The sequence below is a fragment of the Pseudomonas sp. CM25 genome (assembly GCF_013179705.1).
Classification (GTDB): Bacteria; Pseudomonadota; Gammaproteobacteria; order Pseudomonadales; family Pseudomonadaceae; genus Aquipseudomonas.
This window is the reverse complement of sequence record NZ_JABMCW010000433.1, coordinates 1-3,923: the sequence shown is the minus strand read 5'-3', so window position 1 is coordinate 3,923 and position 3,923 is coordinate 1. Positions and strand designations below refer to the sequence as shown.

Here is a 3,923-nt window from a genome sequence, read left to right as displayed (position 1 = left end):
CTTGTCAAACCGCCGCGCTTCACGCTGCAGCTGGTAGACAAAACTCTCGATTTTGCGCTGCGCCTGCCCACTGAGGTTGTGGAAGCGCACGCCAGCGAAGGTGGTGTTGATACGCTCTTCGTAGTGCAGGTGGCGCAGCTCGACCATGGTATCCACCAGGCCCAGCGGGTTCCCCGCCTTGAACCGCTCGTACACCTGCCCCAGTTGCAAGCGGTCTTCGACATTGCCCTCGAAGCGCAGTTTGCAGCCGGTGGCGGAGATGTCCAGCAGTTTGCCGCGCAAGGCGCCGTTGCCCTTGAGGTGGGTGCCGTCGAGGATGATATCGACCAGCTGCGAAAGCTTCAGCGCGGCACGGAAGGCGTTGCGGCGCTGGTGGTAGGTCATCTCTACAGGCATGGCGCCACGGTAGCTGCGGTGGCCATCGACCTCGGTAATCTTCAGTTCGTGGTTGCATTCCCAGGCGATGCGTACGCCATCGTGGAAGCCTTCGACGCGGAAGTGTTCGCCATTCTCGATGAACTTCTCGCCGTCACGCGGGATCATCTCGTCCAGCGCCAGGGTGTTGCTGTCACGGTCCACGTGCACCACGTAGCTCTGGAAGCGCTGGCTGCGGTCGTGGAAGGTGATGATCAGGGGGTCGTGGCTTTCCTGCAGCTGCCGCAAGTTGGCCGCAATCTCCAAAGGGGTGTTCAGCACCTTCGGCGGCTGCGGGGCATCGGTTTCATTGAACACGGCTTATCGTTCTCCAGGCAAAAGCGACACACGCAAGTAACGGCATTTTGCCAGTATGTTCCGTGCCTTGATAGAAAAATCACACCTGGCTGAGCGCCCGAGGCTTGGCCAGCAGCGAGGTGCTGCCACGGCTGTCGTAGAGCGACGGCGAATCGCCACCCATGAGAATCCTGACCTGGTTGCTGGTGATGTGTTGCTGCACCTGGATGATCCGGCCATTGGTTTGGTTGACCTGCTGGCAGTCGTCCATCAGCTTCGACAGCATGTCGAGCCGCTGCAGCATCGCCTCGCCGTGCTGCGATTGCGCGGCCAATGCCTGCACGCCGGCACGGTCGGCAGTCAGGCCCAGGCTGCCGAGCAACTGGCTGCGGCGCTGGCCATGCTGCTCGAGCAAGATGATCAACGACTGCTTGCGGGCCAGGATCTGCTCCAGCAACGGCATGTCGCGGCCGTGCAGGGCGATCGCCTCCTTGTTCAGGAGGTCGAGCAGTTCCTGCATCGGGGCAATGTCATCTTCCATCAGTTGCAGCAAGGTCGTGTCGTGCATGGCTAACTCTTGGCTTTTCAAGCGTCCGTGAAGTCAGCGCGCCGTAGGGTCAGCGCTGGGCTTCGAAATCAAGCAGTTTGCTGGCGACCCGGCCGGCATCGACCTGGTAGCTGCCATCGGCGATTGCCTGCTTCAACTGGGCCACGCGGGCGTTGTTGACCACTGGCTCGTCGCGCAGCTTGTCGCTGATCTTTTGCAACTGCTTTGCCTCTTGGCTGAGGTGTACCGCTTCTCCGCTGGCGCTGGTGCCGCTGGCGGCTTCCGGGCTGGCTGCCGGTTTTTCGGCGCTGCCGGGCGCGCTGTTGCCGCGCACGCCGCCCGTGACGGACGGAGAGTTATTCAAACGACTGAAGTCGATGACCATGATCAGAAACCTCTGGGTATTTGGACGCTTGCCTTGTTTTCGGCCAACCCGATAGAAACTTTAGGCACAAAAGCACAGCCGCCTGTCAGCAAGCTCGCGAACCCGTGTTCTGACACAGTTTAGAAAAAGCGGTTCCTCTCTGCCAGCGCAATCTGGCGGCTGGCCTACATGCTCACCTCGACCTGGCCCGGGCCGGTCACCCTGGCCTTGACCACCCGCTTGGAATTCAGGTTGCGCACCCGAATCTGCTCGCTCAGGCCACCCTTGGCCAGCGCTTCGCCGGGCATGCGCACACTCAGGCTGCCGCTGCGGGCGATGATCACCACATGGTCGCCCTTGCGTACCACCTCGGCCTGCTCAAGGTGCTGCGGGGTGAGCACCTGATCGATCACCGTGGGGCGCAGCATCTTCATGCCTACCGCCTGGTCCAGCTCGGTCAGGAAGCCTTGGCCCAGGGTGCCCACATCGCGCTCGCGCAGGGCCACGTCGCCTTCGCCCACCACGTTGTCACGCTTGAGCGGGCGGGTTACCACTACCACGTCGCGGAACAGGCGCACGGTAGCCGGCACAAACACCGTCCACGGTGCGGCGCTGTCACAGCGTACCCGCACTGTCACCCGGCCCAGCGGTAGCGCGGGGCTTTCCAGCGAGGCGTCCAGCTGCTGGCTGCACAGCGGCATGCGCAGGCGCGGGTCCAGCGGGTTGACCTGGATTTCGTAGCGGCCGGCTGTCTGGGTGGTGGCCAGATAATCTTCGACGGTGAATTCAAGAAACCCTTGGGTGACACCGATAAGCTGTTCAGGCAAGGTGAACGCGTCCGCTACCGTGCGAACGCCGGGCACCAGCAGGCACAGGGTTGCCAGCAAGCCAGTCAGCAGGTGCGTCAATCGTCGGAAAAATGTCGTTTTCGTGTGCATGGCGCTCAAAAAAGCAAAGCCCGTGCCGACTCGCTACCTGAGTTGCAACCAAAGGCTGAAATGTAAAGGAGTCTGGCATGGCGGGTGTTATGGATTCGGTCAACCAGCGCACGCAGCTGGTGGGGCAGAATCGCCTGGAATTGCTGCTGTTCCGCCTCAATGGCCAACAGCTGTACGGCATCAACGTATTCAAGGTCAGGGAAGTGCTGCAGTGCCCTGCACTGACCCTGCTGCCCAAGGCGCACCCCGTGGTGCGTGGCGTTGCCAACATTCGCGGGGCGACCATCCCGATCCTCGACTTGTCGATGGCCACCGGGTTGCGGCCGTTGGAGGAAGAGACGCGCAACAGCTTCGTGATCATCACCGAGTACAACACCAAGACCCAGGGTTTCCTGGTGCACTCGGTAGAGCGCATCGTCAACATGAACTGGGAAGAAATCCACCCGCCACCCAAGGGGACCGGCCGCGACCACTACCTGACGGCGGTGACCCGGGTGGACAACCGCATGGTCGAGATCATCGACGTGGAAAAGGTGCTGGCCGAAGTGTCGCCGTCGTCCGAGTCGGTGTCGGTCGGGGTGATCGATGCCGAAACCCAGGACAAGGCCGTGCTGCTGCGGGTGCTGACCGTCGACGATTCATCGGTGGCGCGCAAGCAGGTCAGCCGTTGCCTCCAGACCGTGGGGGTCGAGGTGGTGGCACTCAATGACGGCCGTCAGGCCCTGAACTACCTGCGCCAGCTGGTGGATGAGGGGAAAAAGCCGGAAGAAGAGTTCCTGATGATGATCTCGGACATTGAAATGCCGGAAATGGACGGCTATACGCTAACGGCAGAGATCCGCAGCGACCCACGCATGCAAAAATTGCACATCTGCCTGCATACTTCGCTTTCCGGGGTGTTCAACCAGGCGATGGTCAAGAAGGTCGGTGCCGATGACTTCCTGGCCAAGTTCAAGCCGGACGACCTGGCCCAGCGGGTGGTCGACCGGATCAAGGCAGCGCATTGAAGCAGCCGGGGTACGCCCCGGCACCAGTGATTGAAAAGAGGCGGCAAAGTAGTGTCTACGGGTAATTTGGATTTCGAACAGTTCCGGGTCTTCCTGGAGAAAGCCTGTGGCATCCTGCTGGGCGAGAACAAGCAGTATCTGGTTTCCAGCCGTCTCAACAAGCTGATGGAACAACAGGGTATCAAGAGCCTGGGCGAGCTGGTGCAGCGCATCCAGACCCAGCCGCGCAGCGGTTTGCGCGAGCAGGTGGTCGATGCCATGACCACCAACGAGACCTTGTGGTTTCGCGATACCTACCCGTTCGAAGTGCTGAAGAACAAGGTGATCCCCGAGTTCATCCGCAACAACCCCGGCCA

At 61.3% G+C, this 3,923-nt stretch carries 5 protein-coding genes and 1 pseudogene; 2 read left to right on the top strand and 4 right to left on the bottom strand.

The window, feature by feature from the left end; translation table 11 throughout:
* The 4 genes from HP546_RS27245 to flgA form a co-directional block, all read right to left on the bottom strand.
* Window positions 1-732 (bottom strand): flagellar brake protein (locus HP546_RS27245; RefSeq protein WP_172232039.1); only part of this gene is annotated, 732 nt, incomplete at its 3' end.
* 79 nt (window positions 733-811) lie between these two features.
* On the bottom strand, window positions 812-1,279 hold the full coding sequence (locus HP546_RS27240) for a flagella synthesis protein FlgN (RefSeq protein WP_172232036.1): 468 nt from the start codon (window positions 1,277-1,279) through the stop codon (window positions 812-814).
* Between the two features lie 49 nt (window positions 1,280-1,328).
* On the bottom strand, window positions 1,329-1,643 hold the full coding sequence (flgM, locus tag HP546_RS27235; RefSeq protein ID WP_172232033.1) for a flagellar biosynthesis anti-sigma factor FlgM: 315 nt from the start codon (window positions 1,641-1,643) through the stop codon (window positions 1,329-1,331).
* Between the two features lie 164 nt (window positions 1,644-1,807).
* Entirely contained in the window at window positions 1,808-2,560 is a 753-nt protein-coding gene (flgA, locus tag HP546_RS27230) for a flagellar basal body P-ring formation chaperone FlgA (protein ID WP_172232030.1), read from the bottom strand.
* A gap of 77 nt (window positions 2,561-2,637) precedes the next feature.
* On the opposite strand from flgA, the gene HP546_RS27225 reads away from it, so the two are divergent.
* On the top strand, window positions 2,638-3,567 hold the full coding sequence (locus HP546_RS27225) for a chemotaxis protein CheV (RefSeq protein ID WP_172232027.1): 930 nt from the start codon (window positions 2,638-2,640) through the stop codon (window positions 3,565-3,567).
* 51 nt (window positions 3,568-3,618) lie between these two features.
* Window positions 3,619-3,923, top strand: a pseudogene (cheR, locus tag HP546_RS27220) (protein-glutamate O-methyltransferase CheR); the annotation flags it as partial.